Source organism: Polyangiaceae bacterium, from assembly GCA_020633205.1.
Taxonomy (GTDB): domain Bacteria; phylum Myxococcota_A; class Polyangia; order Polyangiales; family Polyangiaceae; genus JAHBVY01.
Genome location: JACKEB010000011.1, coordinates 1,215,704 through 1,240,389 on the forward strand (window position 1 = coordinate 1,215,704; position 24,686 = coordinate 1,240,389).

At 64.4% G+C, this 24,686-nt stretch carries 18 protein-coding genes; 5 read left to right on the top strand and 13 right to left on the bottom strand.

All coding sequences use genetic code 11. From position 1 onward, the window contains the following. Positions 1 to 104: 104 nt before the first annotated feature. Positions 105 to 2,453, bottom strand: a complete 2,349-nt coding sequence (locus H6718_11805; protein ID MCB9586076.1) for a hypothetical protein — start codon at positions 2,451 to 2,453, stop codon at positions 105 to 107. A 387-nt stretch (positions 2,454 to 2,840) separates the two neighbouring features. Between H6718_11805 and H6718_11810 the strand changes: the two genes are divergently transcribed. Further along, positions 2,841 to 4,664 (top strand): FG-GAP repeat protein, encoded by a 1,824-nt coding sequence (locus H6718_11810; protein ID MCB9586077.1) that lies wholly within the window; start codon positions 2,841 to 2,843, stop codon positions 4,662 to 4,664. A 50-nt stretch (positions 4,665 to 4,714) separates the two neighbouring features. Here H6718_11810 and H6718_11815 read toward each other — a convergent pair whose 3' ends face one another. The 4 genes from H6718_11815 to dnaJ form a co-directional block, all read right to left on the bottom strand. Beyond that, positions 4,715 to 6,547 carry a hypothetical protein gene (locus H6718_11815; GenBank protein MCB9586078.1) on the bottom strand — a complete coding sequence of 611 codons (1,833 nt, stop codon included), beginning with the start codon at positions 6,545 to 6,547 and terminating at the stop codon, positions 4,715 to 4,717. 135 nt (positions 6,548 to 6,682) lie between these two features. Further along, positions 6,683 to 7,519 carry a pyrroline-5-carboxylate reductase gene (gene proC / locus H6718_11820; GenBank protein MCB9586079.1) on the bottom strand — a complete coding sequence of 279 codons (837 nt, stop codon included), beginning with the start codon at positions 7,517 to 7,519 and terminating at the stop codon, positions 6,683 to 6,685. A 46-nt stretch (positions 7,520 to 7,565) separates the two neighbouring features. After that, positions 7,566 to 8,384 carry an HAD family hydrolase gene (locus H6718_11825; protein ID MCB9586080.1) on the bottom strand — a complete coding sequence of 273 codons (819 nt, stop codon included), beginning with the start codon at positions 8,382 to 8,384 and terminating at the stop codon, positions 7,566 to 7,568. Between the two features lie 31 nt (positions 8,385 to 8,415). After that, on the bottom strand, positions 8,416 to 9,513 hold the full coding sequence (dnaJ, locus tag H6718_11830; GenBank protein MCB9586081.1) for a molecular chaperone DnaJ: 1,098 nt from the start codon (positions 9,511 to 9,513) through the stop codon (positions 8,416 to 8,418). Between the two features lie 178 nt (positions 9,514 to 9,691). Between dnaJ and H6718_11835 the strand changes: the two genes are divergently transcribed. Beyond that, entirely contained in the window at positions 9,692 to 10,096 is a 405-nt protein-coding gene (locus H6718_11835; GenBank protein ID MCB9586082.1) for a TIGR02266 family protein, read from the top strand. A gap of 64 nt (positions 10,097 to 10,160) precedes the next feature. Here H6718_11835 and H6718_11840 read toward each other — a convergent pair whose 3' ends face one another. The 4 genes from H6718_11840 to H6718_11855 form a co-directional block, all read right to left on the bottom strand. After that, positions 10,161 to 11,432 (bottom strand): tryptophan 7-halogenase, encoded by a 1,272-nt coding sequence (locus tag H6718_11840; GenBank protein MCB9586083.1) that lies wholly within the window; start codon positions 11,430 to 11,432, stop codon positions 10,161 to 10,163. Between the two features lie 8 nt (positions 11,433 to 11,440). Continuing rightward, on the bottom strand, positions 11,441 to 12,673 hold the full coding sequence (locus H6718_11845; protein MCB9586084.1) for a flotillin family protein: 1,233 nt from the start codon (positions 12,671 to 12,673) through the stop codon (positions 11,441 to 11,443). Continuing rightward, positions 12,673 to 14,034: a flotillin family protein gene (locus H6718_11850; protein ID MCB9586085.1), complete on the bottom strand. Its 1,362-nt coding sequence runs from the start codon at positions 14,032 to 14,034 to the stop codon at positions 12,673 to 12,675. Before H6718_11850 ends, H6718_11845 begins: the two co-directional genes overlap by 1 nt. 107 nt (positions 14,035 to 14,141) lie before the next feature. Then, positions 14,142 to 14,810 carry an NfeD family protein gene (locus H6718_11855; protein MCB9586086.1) on the bottom strand — a complete coding sequence of 223 codons (669 nt, stop codon included), beginning with the start codon at positions 14,808 to 14,810 and terminating at the stop codon, positions 14,142 to 14,144. 190 nt (positions 14,811 to 15,000) lie between these two features. On the opposite strand from H6718_11855, the gene H6718_11860 reads away from it, so the two are divergent. Then, a complete protein-coding gene (locus H6718_11860; GenBank protein MCB9586087.1) occupies positions 15,001 to 15,414 on the top strand; it encodes a cupin domain-containing protein in 414 nt (137 codons plus the stop codon). 269 nt (positions 15,415 to 15,683) lie between these two features. Here H6718_11860 and H6718_11865 read toward each other — a convergent pair whose 3' ends face one another. Beyond that, complete coding sequence (locus H6718_11865) at positions 15,684 to 16,397, bottom strand: hypothetical protein (GenBank protein ID MCB9586088.1); 714 nt, start codon at positions 16,395 to 16,397, stop codon at positions 15,684 to 15,686. 239 nt (positions 16,398 to 16,636) lie between these two features. Between H6718_11865 and H6718_11870 the strand changes: the two genes are divergently transcribed. Next, positions 16,637 to 17,395: a PaaX family transcriptional regulator gene (locus tag H6718_11870; protein MCB9586089.1), complete on the top strand. Its 759-nt coding sequence runs from the start codon at positions 16,637 to 16,639 to the stop codon at positions 17,393 to 17,395. Continuing rightward, the gene (locus H6718_11875) at positions 17,395 to 18,396 is read left to right on the top strand and encodes a fatty acid desaturase family protein (protein ID MCB9586090.1); all 1,002 of its coding nucleotides are present in this window, start codon (positions 17,395 to 17,397) and stop codon (positions 18,394 to 18,396) included. The genes H6718_11870 and H6718_11875 overlap by 1 nt, the downstream gene beginning before the upstream one ends. A 3-nt stretch (positions 18,397 to 18,399) precedes the next feature. On the opposite strand, the gene H6718_11880 is transcribed toward H6718_11875, so the two are convergent. From H6718_11880 to H6718_11890, 3 genes are all read right to left on the bottom strand, one after another. Continuing rightward, entirely contained in the window at positions 18,400 to 19,926 is a 1,527-nt protein-coding gene (locus H6718_11880) for a hypothetical protein (protein ID MCB9586091.1), read from the bottom strand. Positions 19,927 to 20,069: 143 nt separating this feature from the next. Further along, on the bottom strand, positions 20,070 to 23,252 hold the full coding sequence (locus H6718_11885) for an efflux RND transporter permease subunit (GenBank protein MCB9586092.1): 3,183 nt from the start codon (positions 23,250 to 23,252) through the stop codon (positions 20,070 to 20,072). Between the two features lies 1 nt (position 23,253). Then, positions 23,254 to 24,390: an efflux RND transporter periplasmic adaptor subunit gene (locus H6718_11890; protein MCB9586093.1), complete on the bottom strand. Its 1,137-nt coding sequence runs from the start codon at positions 24,388 to 24,390 to the stop codon at positions 23,254 to 23,256. Positions 24,391 to 24,686: the final 296 nt, after the last annotated feature.

Genomic DNA, 24,686 nt, shown 5'->3' on the forward strand with positions numbered 1-24,686 from the left:
TCCAGTTCGAGGAGCATAGCGGCTCCTCGGAACTCAGGCTTGTGACTTCGCTTGAACGCGTCGTAGCCCGCGCAGGCGCGCGGGCTACCCTTGGAGCGAACGGACTAGGGGATGTAGTACAGCGCGCCCACGGAGCTCTCCTGACCCGGGCGAACGTCGTAACCCCAGATCCCAGGACCCTTGCCCGCGTTCGAACTCAGACCGTCGAAGAACGGCATGTACTGATCGAACACCACCCCGTCACCCGTGCTGAGGTTGAAGAAGCCGACGTCTTGCACCTGCCCGAGACCAGACGAGGAAATACTCGAGCCGCCATTTCCTTGAATGCCCGTGCCTCGAACGAAGAGCATCGAGTTGCCAACTGCGATCCGAGGGCCGGTGTAAACGACGGGGGGAATCGACATCGTCGTGCTGAAGCTACGGATGTAATTCTTGATCCGGTAGTAGTCGAGGTCGATACCGTCGTCGTGAGTGCCGTCGCCGTTGACGTCGATGTTGGTCGTCTTCACCGCCAGGCTGCCCCCACTCGGGTCCAACACTGCGACGAGATTCTTGTCCGCCCGTTCGGTGCTCGCGCCGTAGGGCAACGTCCAGTCGTGTTGAGCGTTGTCGGCCTTGCACTGGGGAAGGGCGTACAGCGTGTTTCCGTCGGGAGATGCGGCCACTTGACTGAACAGGTTGCCGAACGTCAAGAGGTTGAGGTCTTGAGCCTTCGAGAGATTACTCGGGTCAAACACCGCCACGCCCGCGTCGTGCCCGACCAAGAGCCGCTCGGAGCCGCCGACCGCATGCATGGTTAGCCCGCTGGGCCAATGGTTCGTCGAACCACACTGGTTGTCGCTCTTGACGTCAGTGGTCACCACCGTGCCAACGGAGCCCGGAGTGCCGTCGGCGTTCAGCGGGATCGGGACCAAGCGGTTGAAAGCTACGCCGTTGTTCTGTGCGTCTTTCGACCAGTTCATGTCCACCGCGATCAGCTTCGAAGCGCTTGAGTCGACAGCGATGTCGCGCCACGCCCAGTTGCTGTAGGCGTCGAGAGGTGTCGTTGCGCTCTTGTCGCTGATATTGACGTGGTAGAACGGATGAGGAAGGGACGTGTCGAGTGCACCAGCGCCCTTGAACTGGACCAGATAGAGATGCTTCTTGCCGCCCTTCTCGGCGTAGACGCCGCGACATGGCCAGGGGTAGGTGTCGGCGTTGTTCGGGTCTGTCGGAGGGATGGTGGCGATTGGGCTGTCGCTTACCTGCAGCCCGGTGGTCGCGCTGAGCTCGAAGATGTTTGCGCCTGAGTTGTCCACCGCCACGGCGTAGAGTGAGCCGCCTCCAGGAATCAGTGCACAAACATCCCCAGGGAAAGGGCTGCCGTTCTTCTGCAGGTTGTAGGAGCCCGAGCCAGTGCCGCCGGGCGTGGCGCTGGCGTCGCTCAGATCGATCAAGCCGATGAAGTTTCGCGCGTCATCCGCCGCGTTGCTCATCGCGACGACCAGCGTCCCGGTGTCAGCTGGCGCTGGCGTCCAGAGTTCGTCGCCACTCATCCGGATGTGTCCGAGGTATTGGGTTCCTGAGAGCGTCTGGTTCTGACCAGCGCCGGAGATCGTGATCTGCTGCGCGTATGGGCTCGGGTTGTCGCCGGAGCCGACGCCAGTGGTGTTGATCTGGAAGCCGTCCATTTGGAGCACGTCCGCATCGCCTGGACAGTCGTTGACTCCGGAACACGTGCCTTTGCCCCAGTTCTCGCTCGCCTCGCTGTCTCCCACGATTTGCAGGTAGAAAGTACCTACCGGTGCCTGAGGAATCGTAACGGTCTTCGCGAAGCCTCCGCCGCTCGTGCTCGCGGTACTGAATACGTAGCGCCCCGTCGTCGCGTCGGCACCGGGCACGTTCATGGGGACGACAGCCACTGGATTGTCGCACGCCGCGTCCGTGCAGAACCGCGCAAAGAGCTTGAGGCGTGCCATCTGCGAGCCGGCGGAGAACGTCGAGCGGTAGAGGGGATCCAGTTGAATGCCGTAGTTGTTACCGAGCAGAACGTCAGCCTGAATCGTGACGTCGACCAGGTCGACGCTGGTGGTGCCACCGGTGCCGCCCGTCGAGCCGCCCGTACCGGCGTTGCCTGCCGCACCTCCATCGCCGGCGCTGCCTGCTGCGCCGCCACTACCACCCGCCGTGCCTCCAGTTCCCGCCGTCGATCCGCCGGTTCCGCCCACTGAGCCACCGACACCAGCCGAGCCGCCCATTCCTGCGCTAGCGCCAGTGCCGCCCTGGCTATTCCCTGCGGAACCACCGGAGGCTCCGGTGCCGCCAGTTTCTTCCGGAGAATCCTCGTCTTTCGAACCACAGCCGACCGTGCAAAGCGATGCCGCCAGTAGACCCCCGAGTATGGCCGTCGGAACGAAACGGGCGGAAATGGAGCGGCGGGTCGCGCCGCCGTTTGAGAAGCGTGAACTGTTCATGGGTCCTCTTTTGGGGCAACGTGCAGGTCGGGTTGAAACCCAATGAATTCCGGCGCGCGTTCGCCGGCGAACTCTGAGCCTACACAAATCCAAGCCTGAGCCTCGGCGTGAAACCGCGGTTGGCTCGCCCCTGCGCTTGAGCAACCCATGTGCCACCACGAACCGCCTTCGACCCCGCTTGGGTTCTCGAACAAAACCCAGCGGAGTTGGTGTGAGCTCTTGAACCCACGAGCGTGATCGAGTGTCGCCGACAGTCGGCGGTGTCCTCCGACGGTTGAAGCATTCGTGCGGGAATTTGCGCCGGGAAATGTGAGAGTCCAAAGAACTGCGTGCGGGGCAACGCGAGGGCTTGATTGTTTGGGGGGAGAGCAGACACAACGAAAGTTGATGTCTCGCGTAGCAACTTCAGCTCTTGCCTTCCTACTGCTGGCGGCGGTTAGCTCCCTCAGCAGCTGCGAGCCTTCAGCGCCGGAGCCCGTCGGGAAACGCGCCCTTCCCGTCGAGATCAATCTTTCACCCCTCGAAGCGGTGCAGCCTGAAGACGCTTCGTTAGGCGATCGGTTTGGACTGGGAGTAGCGACGACTGGAGACTGGCTGGTCGCCGCACGCTACGTCGTTTTGAGTGACAGCGTACAGGTCCTCGCGTCGCGCAGTACGAGCACCGGTTGGTCGCCTCCGAGCTTACTCCTGCCCACGGATGTTGCGACGACCCGCTGGCTCAGCCCCGCAGTGTCTGTTCACGACGAGTCAATGCCTGAGGCGCTGGTAGGCACGGGGCAAGCAGACGGCGCCGTCCTCGTCTTCGATCTCCAGTCAGGCAGCCAGGTCCAACGCATCAACAGTCCGAGCACCGAGCGCCAGCGCTTTGGCGCAGCAATTGCTGCGCGGAATTCGTGGATGGCGGTAGGAGACTACCTCGAGGGACCGCTCGGCGCTGAGCCCGGGGCGGTTCATATGTACGGCCGTGGTGGCAACGGCTGGACGTTCAGCCAGTCGCTTGGGCCCGGTGCGAGCGTGGGTTCACGCTTTGGCAGAACGTTGGCGTTGAGTGACAACTATCTCGCTGTGGGGGCACCCGAGGAAGACGAGAGTGGGACCAAGACGGCGGGCGCAGTACACGTGTTCGCCCTAGCGAACGGAACCTGGACGCTCCAGCAGACGCTCTTCGCTCCGTCTCCTCAGTCCGATTCGCAGTTCGGATACGCGGTTGCGATGTCCGATGACGCCCTATTCATAGTCAGTCGATTCGACAGCGCGTTCGCAAGCCAGGCTGGTGCCGTGTACGTCTTCGAGCGCTCTGGGACGAGCTGGGCCTTCGTCGAGCGTTTGGGCTCCATGACCCCAAAGCCCCGAGGTGGCTTTGGGCAGTCGATTGCGTTCGACGGTGAGCTCTTGGGCGTGGGCGAGTTGGCGGATCCGGGTCAATCGGGGGGTGACCAGCGGGGATCGGTGTCCACCTATCATCGTGTTGGGAATACCTGGCAGCTCCTCGAGCGATTGGTCCCGGAAGCAGGGCTTGGGTCGAACACCGCGCGATTCGGAGCTGTCCAGGACTTGAGGAACGACCGGCTGGTGATTGGAGCTCCCGATCTGGAGACGTCCAACGACCAGTCCGGCTTCGTGGCCTCGTGGTCAGTAATCCATACGGAAACGAACGGCACGTGCTTCGACGGCATCGAGTGTACGACTGGCAACTGCGTGGACGGAGTATGTTGTGATCTGCCGTGCGCTGGTACCTGCGAGGCATGCAGCGCCGCGAAGAAGGGCTACGGTGAGGATGGGGTGTGCGAGCCGATTCAGGCAGGTCTCGACCCAGACGAAGAGTGTCCAGCTGATCCAACGGCTGCGAACGCCTGCGCGCCCGAGTCAGCGTGCTCCGGGGATGCGAGTTGCAGCTGTATCGTGCCCGGAACACTGCAGTGCTCTTCGGAGATCGAGCGGATCGACGAGAACGGAAACCAAGTCAGCTGCGTACCCTTCCGCTGCCGCGCGAACACGTGCCTGACCACTTGCAACAGCTCCGCGGACTGCTCCGACGGGGCGCGATGCAATTCCGAGCGTCGCTGCGAGACTGCGGAGAACCACGCCTCTTCGAGCTCCGACTCAGGCTGCAGCATGGGCCGGTCCGGGAACCGCGCGCCGCTCTGGCCTCTGGGAGCTTTGGTAGCGCTGTGGTTCATCGCCCGTCGGCGGAAGCTAGCCTTTAGTTGAGCGCGGAGAAGGTCGCCCATGGCGCAGCCTTTCAGCGGTCCCCGTGTGACTCACGGATTCAAATAGCTGCACACGGGTGGCGTATCCGCAGAGATACGCCGCAAGCCGCCGACCCACCAGGTCGCCATGTCGAGGGCGTTTTTTTCTGACCACACATTGCTCAGGATGATCGCGCCGCTGGAGTTGCACACAGGGAGCACGATCAGGCGGATGCGCACCGGGGTGCCGCGCACTAGCCAAGTGCGTGTCACCCCACGACCGAGGGTCGTTGGGTACTCGGCGTTTTGCTCGACACTGAGCTTCACCCCGTTGCCAAGCTCTCGGCTCAGGGTGGACTCGAACTCACTGTAGAGGTGCGCGAGGCTCTCTTGCGTCACCGCCCACTCGCTCAGGCCGACGTGCATGGAGCCCACGCCGCTCTGGGCGTCGAGGGACAGCTCGTCCTCTTCGAGCTTGTAGGTGTACCCAGGGGGCAACGGCAGGCTGATCCCCAGGCGTGGGTTGACGTACACGTTTTCGGAGACGTAGGGCGCGTGCACCTTTGGTTCCGTGGGGATAGGTCGAAGGGCAACGGCGCCCAGCGGGGGAGTGGCAGCTGGCGCATTGAACGCTAGCTCGAGGCTTGCCGTGGCGAGCTCTTCGCGCTCCGCGGGGCTCATGCCGCGAATCATGGCGACGCTATTGCCGTTGCGCCGCACGAGCTCTCCGCTCCCCACACCGGAGGTCAGCGCAGCGCCCGGCTTGGTCGCCCAGCACTGAGCCAGGGAGCGCGCGGCGAGCTCGAACTCTTCGGCGTCTTGGGGTGTGTCCCACACGCTCAGCCAGACCAGCGCGAGGCCTTGCTTCTCGATCAGCATGAACTGGTCTCCGCCCCAACCCGTAGCAGCGCGGGTCGCGATGGCCTTGTCCATGCAGTTTTCCAGGATGACGCGGGTTTGTAGCTCTCCCATGCGGCCCTTGAGCCCGAGCTGCCAGCCCTGCGGTACCCCAGGGAAAGCGACAGGCACCGCTTGCTCTCCAGCCAGGTACTTCTCCGGGTGCAGCACCTGCTCAGTGGTGCTCGGCGGCGCTGAATAGACCTGGTTCACAAGCTGGAAGCCGCCGCTGCGATGCACCGCGGTGAGGAATGTGAGGCCCTGAGTGTAGGGGAAGATCAGGCGCTCGCGCATGAGACCCGGGGAACGCATCAATGCGACCGAGTCGGCGGTTCCCTCTGCGGCCCGCTCCGTATCCCTGCGGTTTACTGCCTTCCCCGACTCGACGAGGGCGCGGTTCAGGTTGATATGACCCAGATCCGCGAGGTAAGCGACCATGGTGAGCATGGCGTCGCCTTCGATCAGCGCCATCGACGCCAGGCGCTGGTCGAGATCGGTCATGTCTTCCACGGGCGGAATCGGGAAGTACTGATGTTGAAGCGAGTGCCCCAGCTCATGGGCGACGATGCCCTTCACGTCCTCCGCCGTTTGCTTCAGCGTGCCGGCGTTTCTGCGTACGTGAACGCTGTGGGTGTCTGGGTCGTAGAAGGCGATCACCTGCTCGTGCATCACCTGACGGGGAGACGTGCCTTTTGCTTCTGATGGCAGGTCGAAGCCGAACGCCGAGTACACGCTGCGGTAGTCACTCGCCGTCGGCCGAGCGGCGCCACCGGACTCCAGATCCCGAATGAACGCCTGCTCATCTTGAAAGATGAGCTGCGTTGGGCGCTTCTCTGGCAGTCCGCGTAGCTCCGCCACGCGACGCACCACTCCCGCCGGGTCGCGCTCCAGGTCAGCGATAGGGTCCGGCGCGTTGGCACCGCGCACGTGGCAGCCAGCGCCAAAGCTCAGCAAGCCCAGGAGGAGAAGCAAAGAGGGCCGCGCGGCCGCGGTGAGGGGAGTCGACATGATCCCTTCCAGCCTTCACCAGGCCAGCCAGCGCCGCAAGCTTGGAGCGAACCAGAATCGACCAAGTAGATCCGCGCGGCTTCGCCTTCAGTTCTGTTTTCGCCTGAGCGCTGTCGACGGCGAACCCGCGACGATTCAGCCGTCGTTGAGCTTCTTCGCCATCGCCTCGCCGAGCTCTTGGGCGCGGTGGGTGGCCGCGTCGACGGCGTCGATCAGCGTGCGTCGCAAACCGCCGGTCTCCAGCGTGTGGAGCCCCGCGATCGCGGTGCCGCCAGGGCTTGTGACCATGTCCTTCAAGCGACCCGGATGTTCCCCGGTGTCCAGCTGGAGCTTGGCGGAGCCGTACACGGTTTGAGCCGCGAGCAGCAGTGCAGTTTCGCGGTGCAAGCCCACCTTCACGCCGCCGTCGGCGAGGGCTTCGATCATCAACATCACGTAAGCCGGCCCGCTTCCAGAAAGCCCAGTCACCGCGTCGATCAGGGACTCGTCGAGCACCACGGTGCGACCGACTGCATCGAACAGCTGCTTCGCGAGGCCCATGTCGTGATCCGTCGCATGAGTGCCGGGGGCGATCGCCGTCGCACCTGCCAGTGCAATCGCGGCGGTGTTGGGCATCGCCCGCACCACACGGGTGCCTGCGGGCAAGCGGCGCTCGAAGGCTTCGATAGGCACGCCAGCGGCAATCGAGACCGCCATCGTCCCTGGACCAAAGGCGTCCGCAGTCTCCTTCACCACGCGGTCGATCACCTGAGGCTTCACGGAGAACACCAGGATGGTCGCCCAGTGCACGAGGTCGAGGTTGCTCTTGGTGGTCTCGATGCCGTGCTGCTTGCGCAGGCGCTCTAGGCGCTCATCGCTGATGTCGCTGGCCCGCACCTGGGTCGGCTGCACCATCCCAGACGCCAGGATGCCGCGGATGAGAGCGCTGGACATATTGCCCGCGCCGAGGAAGCCAATCTTTTCGTTCTCCATGAGCCGCCCGAGTGTAGTTCCAGAACCGGCGCGGTCACGTGGGAAGTTAGAGCAGGCCCAGCTCGCAGAAGTGCTCTCGCAGCTCGAAGGCCGTGGTCGCGCGACGGACGCTGGGCACCGAGGTTGGCATCCGAGGATCGGACGCCGGGGCCTCTTGAACCGGCTCGAAACCACCCGCGGCGCTCGGCGGAGGCGCCTCGAATCCGGCGCTGTTGAACCAGATGGCTTCGGCTCCGACGCCCAGCGCCCCTCGAATATCCGCCTCGAAGGAGTCCCCGATGTGCAGCAGTTCTTGCGCTGCGACTCCGAGGGCCTTCGCGGTCAGATGAAAGATCTCCGGGGCTGGCTTTTCGCAACCCACCACCCCCGAGTCCGTGACCGTATCGAACGCATCGAGCTGCCCCAGTTCGTCGATCAACGCTGCTAATTTCCCTTCGGAATTACTGAGGATGCCGACGGGGATGTGATGCTCTCGGAGCTCCCGAGCTAGCTCGAACATGCCGCGCACCGGGCGCCGCCACAGGTTCTTGACGGGTTGCTCTCGCCACAGCCACTCCGTCAGCTCCTGAGCGAGCTCGCCGCTAGGCCGTTGCTGCACGCCTTCGCGTTTTTGGGGGTGAGGAGCGATCTCCGCCACGCTGAGCAGACGCCTCATGAAGCGCTTCCAAGCATGCTCGCCACTTTGCCCCTCGCTGAGGGCAGCGGCGTACTCGCTCCAGGCCTCCGACGTGCTGTCGTCTAGTCGCGCGACGCTTACGAGGGCGCCTTGCTCCTCGACCCGCGACGCGAGCAGCGAGGTGTCCAGCTCGACCAACGTTTGGCCTGCGTCAAATGTTACCGCGCGGATATGTTGGATTTCGCTCACGCCGTACCCTCTCCCCCAAAACCAGGCGCCCTCAGCCGAACAGGCCCTTCAGCTTCTCCATGAAGCTCCGCTGCTGGGGCTGCAGATCTTCGCCAAGCTCTTGCCCAAGCTCAACCAACAGCTCCCGCGCGCGGGGACTGAGCTCTGACGGCACTTCCACGAAGACCTCAATCAGTTGGTCGCCTTTGCCGCCACGCAGACGATGGCTGATACCCTGGCCCCGGAGGCGCAACACGCTTCCCGACTGAGTAGTCGGAGGAACTCGCACCTTCGCTTTGCCCGCCAGCGTCGGTACGGTGATCTCCCCACCGAGGGAAGCTTGCACATAGCTGATCGGGACCCGACAACGGACGTCGTCGCCGTCCCGCTCGAACAGCTCGTGCGGTAGCACCACCACCTGGATCTCCAGGTCTGAGAAGCCCCCGCCTGGTTTGATGCGGTTGCCCTCGCCTTCGACGACGCGCGCGGTGCCGTGCTCGATTCCCGCAGGCAAATTCACTTCGAGGGTGCGCGTTTGCTTGGTGAGCCCTTTGCCGCGGCAGCTGACGCACGGGGTTTGAGCCATTTTCCCTCGCCCAAAACACGTGGGACACGGGCGCTCCAACGGGATCGGCAGGAGGCCTTGGGAGCTGCGGACCTTGCCTCGTCCGCCGCAATTGCGGCAGGCGGTCAGCGGTGTTCCGGGAGCGGCGCCGCTGCTGCCGCAAGTCTTGCAGTGATCCAACCGCGCGTAGCGCACTTCCCGACTGCTGCCGAGGGCGGCTTCTTCGAAGCTGATCTCGAGGCGATACTCGACCTTCTTGCGGTCGGGGTTCTTGATGCCGAAGGCACTCAAGATGTCCCCCATCACGCCGTCGACGTTGGACAAATCGACGAAGTCTTCGATGCCGCTCGCTGCGACACCCCCACGTTCGAAGGGGTCCGTGCCAAAGCGGTCGAAGTTGGCGCGGTGCCCCGGGTCAGAGAGGATCTGATAGGCGCGGTTGATTTCCGCAAAGCGTGACTGGGCTGTCGGATCTCCCTGGTTGCGGTCCGGATGGTGCTTGATGGCCGCACGCCGGAACGCCGCCTTGATTTCCTCTTGGGTGGCGTCGCGACGCACGCCGAGCAGCTCGTACGGGTCCCGCACGCCTCGTGACATAGCACGCCGAGAATGCGGCAACCCCAGCTAGCCGTCACAGCTCGGAGTCCCAGCTACGTGCCACGCCTCGGAGCGGTGCGGGCGTCAGCGCCATCGGCGCTCGTGGTTGGGGTGTGTGCGTATCGCGATTGCAGTGCGCCGGACCAAGAACTACGCTGCTCGACGCATGAGCGAGCTTGACGACGACGAACGGCGTCGCGACAAACGAGCCCCTATTGAGCTCAAGGTCGAATACAAGCGCCTGAATACCTTCTTCGCTGACTACACGAAGAACATCTCGCGCGGCGGCACGTTCATTGGCACTCAGCGTCCCCTGGCGGTCGACACCGAGTTCGTGTTCGCGCTCACCGTGCCGAACCTCCCCGAAGCCCTCAGGCTGAGGGGCAAGGTGATTTGGGTCGTGCCAACGGAGGAGGCGACCAAGGGCAACCCCGCCGGCATGGGCATCGAGTTCCAGTACACCGGGGACGAAGAGCGAGCGGAGAAGGAAACCGTCGTCGAGAAGCTGCTCGCTGACCAGCTCGGCGAGCACCTGGCCGCGAAGCTCCTGGGGCGCAAGCCGCGCACCTGAGTGGTGCACCTGAGCACGGCGGCGCGGTTGAGCAGTCGCTGTTGAAGACAGCGCGCGGACTCTCTCAGCGACTCGTGTGCTCTCGGCGGTCTTCCAAGCGAGGCGCCAGGTTGAACGAGCGGTTGAGGCGCACCAGTGACTCGAACACCTTGAGGCGCCACGCGACGTTGAAGCTCGACTCCGTGAGCCCCGAGAGCATGGACGTGACCGCCTGGCGGAGCTGTAGCTTCTCCGTTGGGGCGAGCATCAGCTCCACGAACTCCGGAGTGTAGAACCCAGACACGAAGCCGCGGTAGCGCTGGATGAGCGGCGCGAGCCAGCGCTGATACGAGACGAGCTGCCTGTGGGGCACAGCACCGCTCGGCTTGCGCTTGAGCCCGGCGCTCGCAACCTCTGCCGCGCGGAAACCACTCAGTACGGCCAAGTGCACGCCGGTGGAGAACACCGGGTCGATGAATGCCGCGGCGTCGCCCACCAGCATCCAGCCTTCGCCCACCAGCTCGCTGCAGGCGTAGGAGTAGTCTGCGGCGCCGCGCACTGGTGTGACGCGTTCGGCATCGGCGAAGCGCTCGCGGAGGTAACTCGAAGCCGCCAGCTGCCGCTCGAAGTAGGCTTCGTCGGCCCGGGCGCCATCGAGGCTCTGGGTCGGCGCCACGAGACCAAGGCTGGTGCGGTCGCCGGCCAGGGGTATCACCCACCACCATCCGTTTGGGGAGAGCACGATGCTGATGTCGCCTTCTGCCTGCTCGCTCCCCCGAGCCGCGCCGGTGTAATGGGAGAACAAAGCGAAGTTCTTTAGCGCCGGATCCAGCTGACGCACACCGCGCTCGCGGCCGACGAGGGTGCTTTGTCCGCTCGCGTCAATTAATATCCTTGAGGAAACTGTGACTGTCGCGCTGGCTTTGCCACTGCTCGTCTCCACCTCCACACCGCCAGCGCTGAAGTGCACTCGGCGTACCTTGGTGTCGCGACGTACGGAAACACCCTGCACCTCTGCGTGGTCCAGCAGCAGCTGGTCGAAATCGGCGCGGTCCACCTCGAATGCTGAGGTGCGGCCCTCAAGTAGCCCGCCTGCGAATGGGTAGCGTCGGCGGATGCTGCCGTCTCCACTGACGAACTCCGCCGCGTGCTTTGGTAGGAAGCCGTGGGACTCTATCCTCTGCGTGACGCCGATGGCGTCGAACACCTTGAAGGTGCCCGGGAGCAACGACTCACCGATGTGAAAGCGCGGGAAGTGGTCCTGCTCCAGCAAGACCACCGAGTGCCCCAGCTGCGCAAAGCGCGCGGCGCAAGTGGACCCAGCGGGTCCACCCCCAACGACCACCACATCGATCATGGCGATGATCAGCCCCCGAACTTCTTCGCGACGCCCGCCAGGTCGACACCGGTCGCGGCTTTGATTTGCTCCGTCGCGCCGATCGCCTTGCGCGCGAAGTCGCTGCCTGACGCGTCCCCGCTTGGCAGCACGCTGAGCTTGCTGATGGCCAGCGAGTGATGGGCGCCAGAGATGTGCGCCAGCATGGGCACCAAGTTCTGCAGCGCGAGCACGTCTCGCGCCGAGGCGCCGCCGGTTTTGTACGAGTCGATCAGCGCTTTGAGGCTGCCCGCTTCAGCGCGACCGCGCTCCAGGGTGTCCGCCGCGGAGCCACGCGCCGCTTCTTCGGCTGCGCGTTGCTTGGCGATCGCCGGCTGCACCACGTCGGCGTCGAGGCGGCGCTTTTCCTGCAATGCGCGCGCTTTCTGGCGCTCAATCTCCGCGGTGACCTGAGCGATCAGCGCCGAGACCTCACCCCGCGCCTCCTGGATCATCGCTTCGCGGCGACTCGTGGCATCGGCGATGCGCTTCGCGGTCTCCTCCCGCTGGATCAGGAGCTCCGCGTCGATCTTGGCGATCTCACTGGCGCACCAGTTGGTGGCCTGTTGCACCGAAGCATCGGCGCGCGCTGACGCTTCTGCTACGGCCTGCGTCTGGTTCAGTGCTGCCCCGCGGATACGTCCGATGCTCGAGAGGTAGTTCACCTCGTCGGTCACGTTCTGGATCTTCAAGGTGTCCAGCACGAGGCCCATGCGGCTCATGTCGTGCTCGGCTTCCTCGAGGAGGATCGATGCGAAGCGTTGCTTGTCTTCGTTCACCTCTTCTGGTGTCAGACTCGCCAAGACGCCGCGCAGGTTACCTTCGAGTGTTTCCTTGGCGACGTAGTAGATCTCGTCCCGGGTGCGCCCCATGAAGCGCTCGACGGCGTTCGAGAGCAACGGCTCCTCACCCGGCAGCTTCACGTTGGCGACGCCCTGAATGGTCAGCGGGATGCCGCCCTTGCTGAAGGCGCCGCTGACGTTGACCATCACGGTGAACATCGAGAGGTCCATGACGTCTACGCGCTCGACCAGCGGCTTACGCAGCGAGCGGCCACCACGCACGTAGCGGTACGCTAGGGTGCGACCCTCGACGGCGCGCTGGGCGCCGCTGAAGATCAGCGCCTCGTTCGGGGTCGAGACCCAGAGCAGGCGCTTGACGGTCACGTAGAGCGCGAACAGCACCACGAAGCCGGTGATGCCAATGGCGACGAAGATCCCCATCATACACCTCCCTTTCCGGGCAGCGCCTTCTTGGTGCCCCGCAAGAGGTCGTTGATGTCGACCCCGATCGCTGCGCCCGTCTCCTTGAGCACCTCGGATACTGCCGCGGGGAAACTCGCGACGGCGCCGGTGAAGCTCGAGCCGTCGCCGCCATCGACCACTGCCAGCTCGCCAATCTTGGCGCGGGTGACGCGCGCCACCGCCGCCTCTACCAGGGGCCGCAAGTGCTGCAATACGTAGAGGTCGCGGCCGTCAGCGCCGGCTTTTTGCCACTCGGCGGCGACCATCGCGAGCGCCTCGGCGCTGGCTTTGCCGCTCTCCACCACGGGCGCCGCGCGACCGCGGGCTTCTGCCTCTGAAGCCAGGCGCTGGGCCTCAGCGGGCAAGTAGACGTCGCACTCCAGGCGCAGCCGCTCGAGATCGGCGCGCAGCGCCTGCAGCGCTTGTTCTGCCTCCGAGCGTGCGGTCTCTGCGGCTACGGCGGCCTCGTTCTCGACGCCCTTCGCCTGCGCCTCGAGCTGGGCGAGCTCTGCGCGCAGCTGGTTCTGCTTGGTCAGCACTTGCGCCTCGGCTTGCTTTTGCGCTGTTTCCGCGCGGCGCCGTGCGGCGGCTTGGGCCTCCGTGATGGCCTGGTTGGCCTTGTTTTCAGCGTTCTGGGCGTCGCGGATCATCTGGGCGATGCGCGTACGGCCCAAGCTGTTCAGGTAGTTCGCGTCGTCGCTGACCATTTGGATCTTCAAGACGTCGAGCTCGAGGCCGAGCTTGTCGAAGTCATCCGTTGCGTTGCGGATCAGCGTGTTCGCGAACTTGAGGCGGTCCTCGTTCACCTCTTCGGGGGTGAGCTCCGCCACGACCTCACGCAGCACACCTTCCAGCGTCTGCTGGGCGATGCCCGCGATCTGATGGGGCGTCATCGAGAGCGAGCGCTCGATGGCGTTGCGTACGAAGTTCGGGTTGCTGTTCACCTTCACGTTGGCGATGGCGTGCACCCGCAGTGGGATGCCGCCTCGTGAGTACGCGTTCTGCACCTCGACTTGCACCGGGATCAGCCGCATATCCATGCGGTTCACTTCCTCGAGCATCGGGATCGCGAAGCCGCGTCCGCCGTGGAGCACCTTGTAGCCCACCTTCGAGCCGTCCTGCAGCTTGTGCTGGCGACCGCTGATCACGACGATTTCGTTCGGCCTGCAGATCACCAGCAGGCGTCCGATGAACCAGATGACGATGAAGAAGGCGACGACGATGGCCACCGCGACACCGAGCACTTGAATCGCGTCTTGCGGATCGCCAAACGGAGTCGGCGTGATGTCGCCGAGCAGCCGCGGCGCGCAGAGTGCGCTTCCCCCTACCGTGTTGAACATGCGTGAGAGGATATCCCCCCGTTCGGTCTCACGGTTGCGCAAAAACGCAGGCCGAAAACCCCTCGGTAGTGCGTATTTCGCGCCCAGGAGCCGCGAGCAAACAACTTTTATTCCACGCGACTGCGCTGACGGGTGCTGGGCGGCAAGTACTCCGCGGGAGCGCGTGACACCTGCAGGACGCCCCCGGTGTTTCCCCCACTGGTGTCCACGTCTTCGACCAACACCAGGTCGCCCGCGGCTAAGGCCTCTTCATCGGTCGTGACCATGAAGTCGACCGTTTGACCTCGAAGCTCGATGCGCACCTTGCCGCGCCCACCCTTGCTGCATGGCACGAGCACCTTGCCCACCTGACCCACGGCGTCGCGCGCGCTGCCGCCGCTCGTGGTCTGTGCACGCCCGAGCGCCTTGAACACCCAGGAGACCCCAAAGCCCGAGAGCAATCCCAGGCTGAGAGCAACGATCAACGCCGTGGTCGAGCTCGCCCAGTTGAAGAAGTGCAGCAGGCTGCCGCTCAGCCCGAACGCCAACAGGCTGAAGGTCCAGAAGCGCAGCGAGAGGAAGATGGGCAGAAAGCCCCCGTCCGCGTGGCTGTGTCCACCTTCGCCGTCGTGCCCCAAGTCCCCGTGGTCGAGCTCCGCTTCGGTGTCCGCATCGGCGTCCCCGCCGCCATCACCGCCCCCGCCATCCGCGTCACCATCTCCAGCGCCGCCCATCAGAAGCTGCAAGGCGATGGTACCGAAGCCCACAATCAGGGCCGCCAGGTAGAAGATCCCCACGGCGCACAGTCTAGCGCATGCGGCCCGCGAGCGAGCGGCCTTTCGTTCGCTAAATGCCGTGCGGAATCAACCGCTCGACTTCACACCTCAGAGCCCGAAATCCACGGCATCGGAAGCCACGTTGGGCCTGCTAGCGGTTTTTTCGGGGGTGAGGTTGCATTCTCAGGCTCCGAGCGTCAGCGTCCGGTCGATGACCGCCGCCAAAGTCTTCTCCGCCAGCAGCACCTTTGCCTCTCTGGATGCAAACGGCGGTGTTCAAACCCACGAGGTGAGCGCCGCGTTCTGGTCGCAGCTCAGCTCTGGAGAGCTTGCGCTACCCGGGCCCTACCTCATGAGCTTCGGTGAGAGCAGCGGCGACTGGCCCCACTGGGAGATCCACCCGAGCGGCGAAGAAGTGGTGATGCTCATCGCCGGTGCCGGCGACTTCGTGCTGCGTCTGCCGGGTGGCGACCAAACGCTGCGCCTCGAGCAGCCTGGCGACTACGTCGTGGTGCCGCGAGGCACGTGGCATACGTACCGTCAGGTCGACTCCCAGCGCGCGACGTTGCTCTTCATCACCACCGGTGAAGGCACCACCCACAGCGAAGACCCGCCGATGCCGTGAGCAACACACGCGGTCCTCCAAGTTTGAACAACCGCCAAGGACGCCAAGGACGCCAAGATTGGGGATCTCGTACCATCACGAGCCGTGCGTCGCCGAATATTGCCGCGCGGCATCTTGAGGGGCGCGCGCGAAATGCCGTCAAATGACTCAACGACGTCCCCAAGTGGTCGCCAGTCTCGAGCCCAAACCCTTGGCGCTCTTGGCGTCCTTGGCGGTCAAATCCCGCACCGCAAGTAGTCCACCAGCCCAGGGGGGCGCCTCGGCTCGGCTCAGGGGTTCTGCCAAGCGCCTTCGAGCAGCCAGCACTTGCCGCCGGCCACCGGTGCTGTGACTGAGCTGGTCAATGTCGACTCGCGCAAGACCACCTTGTTGAAATTCCCAGCGGAAACGCCTGCGTACTGCGTGTCTGCCTGAGTCACTTCCAGGCTGCCGCTCTCGGGGTAGAAGGGCGTGGAGCTACCGCCCACGTCTTCGAAGCCGAGCAGGCAGTGGGCGCAGGTGGAGTAGTTGTCGTCCGGAGCCTGGCTCAAGTCGAAGCTGCCGGTTGTCTGGGCGCCTGCGACGTCGAAGAACTCGACGTAGATCACGTCGTCCAGGGTCGCGTCCAGGCCTTGAAGCTCGTAGGCGAGGGAAGAGCCGCCCATTTCCGTATCGGCGACGATCAGCGCGCCGAGGCTGACGGGGGTGCAGCTCTGTGCGCCAGCGCTGCCTGCAGTGCCTGCGGCTCCAGCGTTGCCAGCGCTGCCGCCTGAGCCCAGACCGGCGGCGCCGCCAGCAGTCTGCCCAGCGGTACCCGCGCTGCCGCTTGCGCCCCCTATGCTGCTGCCAGCGGAGCCACCGCTGGTTTGTCCGCCCGTTCCGCCGCTGGTTTGCCCTGCGGAGCCGCCGCTCGCCTGACCGCCAGCGCCCGCGGCGCCTCCATCGCCGGACTCGCTGCAGGCCAGGGCAAGCGGAAGGCAGATCCAGATCCAGGCGTGACGCATCCGGCAGGCATACGCAGGGGGAAAACCCAAGTCAATCCAGGGCGTTCCCATGCGGTAGATCCGCGTTCATTACATCCCTAGGCCATTCTGCTGAGCCAAGCGTAATATTACAGCGTGCAGTGTCTAGGCATGGATGCTGTAATATCGGCGTGAACACCAAGCGGCTCATCCTCAACCTGCTGTTGGCTGCGAAAGAAGACGCGCTGCCGGTGCGTAGCATCGTGTCGGCTGGGGAGCTGATGGGCGTCTCCAGCAACAACGTGCGCGTCACCTTGGCTCGCTTGGTGGCCGACTCCTTGGTGCAGTCGGTGGGGCGCGGTGAGTACCGGTTGGGGGCGGCGGGCAGTGCCTTGGCGGCTGAAGTCGCCGGCTGGCGTGAGCGCCTGCAGTCCCTCAAGCGCTGGCGCGGGAACTATGTGGTGGCCGCCTGTGCTGGCCTCGGGCGCGGCGACCGCGCGGCGGTCAATCGGCGTGAGCGCGCGCTGACGCTGACCGGCTTCAGGCAGCTCGAAGGTGATCTGTGGCTGCGCCCGGATAACCTGGTCGGTGGTGTCCAGCGGGTGCGCGAACGCTTGGAGCGCTTGCAGCTCTCGCCGGGGCAGGCGTCCCTGGAGGCGCGGCCCTTGGTGTTTCGCGCGGCGGAACTGGCTGATTGCGATGAAGCGCGCATCGCCGCGCTGTGGGACGTGAAGCGTATCGAACGAGGCTACGAAGAAACGCGGACGCGCCTCGAGCAGTGGCTGGAAGGAGCAGACCGACTGACGCCGCAAGTTGCCGCGCGGCAATCTTTTTTGCTGGGGGATGGAGCGATTCGGCAGTGGGTGTTTGACCCGCTGCTGCCCGAGGAGCTGATCGATGGTGAGCTGCGCCAGAAGTTTGTGGCTAGCGTGGTGCGCTTCGACGAGGCGGGGCAGCGGATTTGGCGTGCGTTGTCGCGCACCGCGGAAGAGCGCACGGGCAGCACCGGCCGCGCGGCGGCGCTTGGAGGTGCCGCTTGATGGCTGAAACTACTACGCTGACGGCTGGCGCGGTACCGCAGAGCGGCGCCACCAAGGTGAGTGAGCTGTTTAGCCGTGAGGAAATTCGCGAGCTGACGCGGCGCTCCGATTGGCGGGGTTGGTTCGCGCTGTTGTCGATTTGGAGTGGGATTATTGGCAGCTTCGTTGCCCTGGCCGTTTGGCCTCACCCCCTGACCGTGATCCTGGCTCTGATCGTGCTTGGAGGCAGGCAGCTCGGCTGCGCCATCCTGATGCACGAGGGCTCCCATGGGACGCTGTTTGCGAGCAAGGGGCTGAGCCGCTTCGTGTCTGACTGGTTCGCTGGCAAGCTGGTGTGGACTGACCAAGCGCGTTACCGCGTGCATCACGGCAAGCACCATCGCTACACCGGTACCGAGCGCGACGTGGATCGCTCCTTGGTGGCGAACCTGCCGACGACGAGCAAGGGGCTCTACCGCAAGTTCTTGCGGGACCTGCTGGGGATCACGGGGCTCAAGCGCATCCTGGGGCTATTCCTCATGGATATGGGACTCTTGAAGTGGACGGTCGCCACGGACACCCACCGGTTGCCGAAGCGCGCTTGGGGGGAGCACCTGCGGTCGCTCATCAAGCACGCCTGGGGGGTGTGGCTGATGAACGCGTTGATGGCGCTGGTGCTCTGGCTGTGCGGTGAGCCGTGGATCTATGGTGTGTGGGTGCTGGCGTACTTGACGACGTTCAGCTTGTTCTTGCGCATTCGCTCGCTGGCTGAGCATGCCTGCCTCGAGCAGAGCCCGGATATGCTCAAGAACACGCGCACGACGCGCGCGGGGTGGCTCGCGCGGCTCACCGTGGCGCCGCTCAGCGTGAACTATCACCTGGAGCATCACTTGATGCCGGGCGTGCCGTACCATCGCTTGAAGCAGATGCACGCGCTGCTGAGGGAGCGAGGCTACGTGGCCGAGCCGCCCGGCTACATGGATGTGCTGCGTGCCGTCAGCGCGCGACCCGCGCGGGCTTGATCCTCACGGATTCGAAATCTTGAGGATGCGCTCAGGCAGCAGTTCGTTCGCTGCGGGGCCGGTCTTGGTGACTGGGTCCAAGTAGGCGCGGAAGGTGATGGTCGCGAAGGCGTTGGTGTCCACGCCGGGGCAACCGGTGGGCACCTCCATGCAGTGCGCGGCGCCCCCGCAGCTGCGCGCGATTTTCCAGGCGAAGAGCTCATTCGCCTGAGCGTCGTTCGGGAGGTAGTCTTGAGCGCTGCCGGGCATCTCCGGACTGGCGACGGACTTCACGCCCACCAAGTGCTCCACGCCGTATACGCTCAAGTTCGAGTACAGCACCTTGCCGGAGGCTTCGTGATTGACGCCAAACGCGACGTAGAAGGTGTTGGCGTTGGGCTGCAGCGCGGCTTCGAAGCGTAGCGGGCCGCTGCTTGGGTAGAGCGCGTCCGGGTTGTCGCCAGCGCAGCTCCGAGTGCCTGCGATGCATGCGTCGGGGTCTGGCTCGCCCGTGGTGGCCAGGGGAATCGCGGTGATGTCGTAGCCGCTGTATTGGTTGCGGATGGCTTGCTCGAGGGCATCGAGCGCGGCGCTGTAGCTGTTCTCGCTGGTGCCAGAGCCGCGGGTCGGTCGCGCAGGCGCTGGGATGGGGTCGGGGGTGAGGGGAGTCGCTGGGGTTACGCGCAGCAAGGTCGCGCCGGGGTTGTCGAGGAAGGCTTGGCCCTTGGCCGGATCCTCGGGGATCGCGTAGCGAAACAGGAAGCCAAAGCTGTCCGCTTGATCTTCCAAGCCAAACTTCACCTTTGCGGGGTCGAGCACATCGGTGTTGAGGGCGCTTTCGGAGATCCCTGCGGCAAGCGCCGACTCGCGGATCAGCCTATCGGTTTGTGCGTGCCCCGTGGTGATGACCAACGTAGGGCGATCGAACGGAGCTGGGCTGCTGCCGGTGCCGCCGCTCGTGTCCACGCCGATGGTCAGCGGATTGAGCGTTGGCCCCAGGCTCGCAAAGATGTTCTCCCGCTGGTTGCTTGTGGTGTTGAAGCGGTCGAAGAGGTAGCTGCGGAAGCCGAAGTACTTGGCGGGGGGCGGCGTCTTGCCGACGTAAATCACCGCTTCGTCTTCGCGCAGGCGGAAGGTGCTCGAGGTGCCGTCGGGCAGCTCGTTCGGATTGGCGACGGTTTGGCCTGGAGCGCGGGGCACGTAGTAGGTGCTGTAGGGACTCGTCGGGTTGTTGCCGGAGCAGCTCTTGCCGTCTTCACAGCAGTTGCTGAGGTCGATCAAGCTGAAGCGGCCGGTCTGCACCGTGAAGCCGCGAGCTTCCAAGGCTTCGATAAACGATGGGGCGGTGCCCCCACTTCCAGCGCCGCCGCCGACGCCGGCGCTGCCAGCGCTGCCGCCCGTGCCAGCCGTGCTAGCAGAGCCACTTGCGCCTCCAACGCCGCCGCTGCCACCCGAGGCACTTCCTCCACTTCCAGCGCTGCCTCCCCCGCCCGAGTCACTCCCGCAGCCAACCGTGAACAGCCCCAAAACGAAGACGTAAGACCACCTCATGAGGGACAGACACACGGCGCGGGGCAAAGGTTAAAATCGCTTCGGCGAAATGGTTCCTTGTGCGCGCCTCCGGGCGCGAAATGCTGAAACGCCCCGCTGCGGTGACTGCAAGCGGGGCGCGATTCAGCTGCTTTCCTGCTGGGTCAGGCGGTGGCCGGCTCGCCCTCACCCTCTTCGTCCACCTCGGCTTCGGCTGCGGTTTCCTTCGAGTGATCCTTGGCGATCAGCACGTAGAGCGACGGGATGACGAACAAGGTGAACAAGGTGCCGATGGCCATACCGCTCACCAGCACGAGGCCGATGGAGTTACGGGCGGAGGCGCCAGGGCCGGTGACGAGGGTCAGCGGGAAGTGACCGACGACCGTCGCGACGGTGGTCATCAAGATCGGACGCAAGCGCGTGCCCGCTGCTTCGTGGACCGCTTCGAGCTTGGTCTTGCCCTCGCGCTGGAGCTGGTTTGCAAACTCCACGATCAAGATGCCGTTCTTCGACACCAAGCCGACCAGCGTCACCAAGCCGACTTGGGAGTAGATGTTCAGCGTCGTAGTCCAGCCGTCGGTCCAGAAGGGCACCGGCGCGGGCATCTTCAAGAAGGTGAAGATCATCGCTCCGAACATTGCCAACGGCACTGAGCCGCCGAGGATGACGAGTGGATCGCGGAAGCTGTTGAACTGCGCCGCCAGCACCAAGAAGATGAGCACCACCGCGAGGTTGAACGCAGGCAAGAAGCCGTCTGCTTCCTTGCGGAGCTGACGCGACTCCCCGGTGTACTCCAGCACGTAGCCCTTGGGCAGGATCTTCGCGGACTCCCCTTCGAGGAAGCCGAGCGCCTGATCCAGGGGACGGATCGCAACGCCGGAGAGCTTCACCGCGTTGAGCTGCTGGAAGCGGTTGAGCGAGCGCGGCTCCACCGAGTTCTTCAGAGTAGCGATGGTCGCCAGTGAGATCAGCTCGCCCTTCGGGCCCGTGACATAGATGTCCTTCAGCTGATCGGGGTTCAGGCGGTCCTGGCGCTTGATCTGCGGAATGACCTTGTAGCTGCGACCGTCGATGCTGAAGCGATTGACGTAGTTGCCACCGACCGCGGACGCGATGTCTGCGCCCACCTGCTGCATGTTGAGTCCAAGCTCCGCAACGCGATCGCGATCGAAGACGATTTGGCTCTGGGGCTGGTCGATCTTCACATCGATGATCGGCGGGAAGGCGAACATACCGCTCTCGGTGGCCTTCTGTTGCAGCTCCTTGGCGAAGCCCAGGATCTGTTCCGTGTCCTGCGTCGACGTCAGCACGAATTCCACGGGGAATTGGCCGCCGCCGGGCAGCGCCGGGGGAGTGACCGCGAATACACTGACACCAGCCACGCCCTTCAGGCGCTGCTGCACCTCCGGAAGGATCTGGAACACGTTGCGCTCGCGCTTGTCCCAAGGCTTCAGGCGCATGCCGCTGAAGCCGCCACCGGGCGAGGTGATCTGGAAGCTGAAGTCGAACTCCTCCGACTTCTGGAACTCTTCGTTGACCTTGTTCACCGAGGGCATCAGCGACTCAGTCGTGCTGTTTGCCGGGGTGTCCAGGATGCAGAAGATGATGCCCTGGTCCTCCTTCGGAGCGAGCTCCTTGGGGCTCATCTGGAAGAAGACCAACGAGATCAGGCCGAGGGCAATCCAAACGACGTACACGGCGGGCCGCGCGCGGAGCGTGGTGCTCAAGAGCCTCAGGTAAGTGTTCTTGATGCGCTCGAAGCCGCGGTTGATGTACTTCGCGAGGCCCTTCTCCGCGTCGCCTTCCCGTAGCAAGCGCGACGCCATCACGGGAGAGAGCGTGAGCGCGACGATGCCGGAGATGGTGACGGCGCCCGCCAACGTGAAGGCGAACTCCTTGAACAGCGAACCCGTCAGACCGCCCTGGAAGCCAATCGGCGCGTACACCGCGGCCAGCGTGATGGTCATCGAGATGATTGGGCCGACCAGTTCCCGCGCGCCCTCCTTCGCCGCCTGAACTGGTTTCATTCCGAGCTGCAGGTTTCGTTCGACGTTCTCCACCACGACGATGGCGTCGTCGACGACGAGACCCACGGAGAGCACGATGGCGAGCAGCGTCAGCAGGTTGATCGTGAAGCCGAACACCTGCATCAAGAATATCGTGCCTATGAGCGACACGGGTATCGCGACGATGGGCACGAGCACCGAGCGGATCGATCCCAAGAACAGGAAGATCACCACGATGACCAGGACGAGCGTTTCCGTGAGGGTACGCACGACGTCGTCGATGGCGCTCTGGATGTACTCCGTGCCGTCGAAGCCGATACTGGCGTCGATCTGTTCCGGGAGATCCTTCTTGATGTCCGTCAGCTCGGCGCGCACGCGCTTCAGCACGTCCAGCGAGTTCGCGTTGGGCAGCACCCAAATGCCCATGAACACCGCGGTCTTCCCGGAGAAGCGTACTTCGGTGTCGTAGTTCTCTGCGCCGAGCTCGACTTTGGCGATGTCTTCCAGCCGGACCAGCGCGCCATCTTGTTCCCGGATCACCAGCTTCTTGAAGCCTTCGACGTCTTGCACGTCGGTGTTCGCGGACAAGTTGACCTGGATCAGCGCGCCCTTCGTGGTGCCGACCGGCGCCAGGTAGTTGTTGGCGGCGAGCGCTTGGCGCACCTGGGCCGGGCTGATGTTGAACGCCGCCATGCGGTCTGGCTTCAGCCAGACGCGCATCGCGAAGGTACGGGCGCCGAGGATGTCCGCGCGCTGCACGCCTTCCACCGCGGTCAGGCGCGGCTGGACCTCCCGCACCAGGTAGTCGGTGATCTCGTTCTGTTTCAGGAACTCCGAGGAGAACGAGAGATATGCCGACGCAAAGCGGCTGTCTGCAGACTCGATATTGATGATCGGTACTTGGGCTTCAGGCGGAAGATCGCCGCGGACTTGGTCCACCTTCGAGCTGATTTCACTGAGCGCTTTGTTCGCGTCGTAGTTCAGCTCGAGGCGCGCGGTGATGGTCGATACACCTTGAGTGCTGGTCGACTCGATGTAGTCGATGCCGTCCGCTGCCGCGATGGCGCGCTCGAGGGGCGTGGTGATGAAGCCTTTGACCAGGTCTGCGTTGGCGCCGACGTAAACCGTCGTGACGGTGATCGATGCGTTTTCGCTCTTTGGGTACTGGCGTACGGTGAGGCTCTTGATGGCCTGCAAGCCAGCGATGATGATCACCAGGTTCACCACGATGGCGATCACTGGCCGTCGGATGAACAGATCGGTGAATTTGCTGCCCGATTCTGCTTTGGCGGCGCCCTTGCGATGAGAGGGAGCCGAGGGTTTTTCTGGGGAGGAGCTCACGCTACTTGTCCTCAGGACTCGGGTTCTTCTTCGCGTCAGGCTGAAGCGTGTTGTCCACGACGATGGACATGCCGTTCTTCAGCTTGAAGCCACCGCTGGTGACCACCATCTGGTTCGCCTCCAGCCCGGAAGCGACGGCCACGAAGTCACCACGACGCTCGCCCAGGCGGATGAAGGCTTGCTTGGCCTCCTTGCCCTCCTTCGGCGACCCGTCTTCGTTCTTGGCGTCGACGACCAGGAACACCGAGTCGCCGTAGGGCGCGTACTGGATGGAGGTTGCTGGCACGACCACGTTCTTCTGCTTGGTGGGCAGCACCACGGAAACGTTGACGAACATGCCGGCCTTCAGGCGCTCGTCTGGGTTCTTGAAGATGGCACGAACTCGCACGTTGCGGGTGGCCGAGTCGATTGCCGCATCCACCGCGTGGATAGTGCCCTCCCACTTTTCCTTGGGGAAAGCATCGGAGCTGACACGGACCTTCAGGCCTGCTTGAGAGAGCACCGCCACCTGGGACTGCGGCAGGCGGAAGTCGACGTACACGCTCGTTAGATCCTGGAGCGTGACGATGGGCGCGCCAGGGGTCACGTACTCACCCAGGTCGACCTGGCGGATGCCGAGGCGACCCGTGAAGGGCGCCTTGATGATCTTGCGAGCCAAGACGGCGCCGTAGTTCCCGACCTGAGCGCTCGTCTGCTTCGCCTGAGCTTTCGCGCTGTCGAGCTCGGCCTGAGCGGCGACGCCTGCTTTCTGAAGCTTCTCTGCGCGCTCGAGGTTCACCTTCGCGAGGTTCCTCTGCGCCGCCGCCTGGGCGACTTGAGCGGCTTCCACGCTGGTGTCCAAGCGCACGAGCAGCGCGCCCTTCTTCGCCATCTCACCGGACTCGAAGCGGATGTCCCGTACGACGCCAGGGGATTCCGTTGTCACCGTGATGCCTTGAAGCGCAACCACGGTGCCGACTGCCGTCAGGTTGTCCTCCCAGGTCTCTTCTTTGGCTTCGATCGCGGTGACCGTCTCTGGGGGCGGCACGAAGGTCTTGCCGCTCTGGATCAGCGCCGCAATCTGGGCGCCTTTGGCGCCTCCAATCACGCCCACGACGACCAACAAGGCGACGATGGTTAGAGCTACTTTCTTGAACATGGGGATCCGCTTGCTCCGTCGTTCAGGCACCGAGTGGGGAGAGGCGCCTCACTTGCGCTCCGCTCCAGGCCCGCGCTGGCTGGAATCGAGAGCGTGCTGGGACGGTTAGGAGGTCTTGGAGTCTTGGGAACGTGGTTCCCGATCCGGAAGCCGCGAAGTGGCGCTCGCGCGCGGTTGCGGTGTTCTCCGAGAGACGAGGGGAGGCGCCGGAGGCGCCCTCGGCGGGCTGCGGACGCAACCCACCGTTCTGCGCTACCTGGAACCCGCTCTTGGGATCCGCAAGGGGCCCGGATTCA

Bases quoted from the DNA above. Each gene is read 5' to 3' on its own strand.
- proC (MCB9586079.1), bottom strand. From the start codon at position 7,519: ATGGAGAACGAAAAGATTGGCTTCCTCGGCGCGGGCAATATGTCCAGC.
- H6718_11840 (MCB9586083.1), bottom strand. From the start codon at position 11,432: ATGATCGATGTGGTGGTCGTTGGGGGTGGACCCGCTGGGTCCACTTGC.
- H6718_11835 (MCB9586082.1), top strand. From the start codon at position 9,692: ATGAGCGAGCTTGACGACGACGAACGGCGTCGCGACAAACGAGCCCCT.
- H6718_11890 (MCB9586093.1), bottom strand. From the start codon at position 24,390: ATGTTCAAGAAAGTAGCTCTAACCATCGTCGCCTTGTTGGTCGTCGTG.
- H6718_11810 (MCB9586077.1), top strand. From the start codon at position 2,841: ATGTCTCGCGTAGCAACTTCAGCTCTTGCCTTCCTACTGCTGGCGGCG.
- H6718_11815 (MCB9586078.1), bottom strand. From the start codon at position 6,547: ATGTCGACTCCCCTCACCGCGGCCGCGCGGCCCTCTTTGCTTCTCCTC.
- H6718_11850 (MCB9586085.1), bottom strand. From the start codon at position 14,034: ATGTTCAACACGGTAGGGGGAAGCGCACTCTGCGCGCCGCGGCTGCTC.
- H6718_11870 (MCB9586089.1), top strand. From the start codon at position 16,637: ATGGGCGTCTCCAGCAACAACGTGCGCGTCACCTTGGCTCGCTTGGTG.
- H6718_11880 (MCB9586091.1), bottom strand. From the start codon at position 19,926: ATGAGGTGGTCTTACGTCTTCGTTTTGGGGCTGTTCACGGTTGGCTGC.
- H6718_11865 (MCB9586088.1), bottom strand. From the start codon at position 16,397: ATGCGTCACGCCTGGATCTGGATCTGCCTTCCGCTTGCCCTGGCCTGC.
- H6718_11805 (MCB9586076.1), bottom strand. From the start codon at position 2,453: ATGAACAGTTCACGCTTCTCAAACGGCGGCGCGACCCGCCGCTCCATT.
- H6718_11845 (MCB9586084.1), bottom strand. From the start codon at position 12,673: ATGGGGATCTTCGTCGCCATTGGCATCACCGGCTTCGTGGTGCTGTTC.
- H6718_11875 (MCB9586090.1), top strand. From the start codon at position 17,395: ATGGCTGAAACTACTACGCTGACGGCTGGCGCGGTACCGCAGAGCGGC.
- H6718_11860 (MCB9586087.1), top strand. From the start codon at position 15,001: ATGACCGCCGCCAAAGTCTTCTCCGCCAGCAGCACCTTTGCCTCTCTG.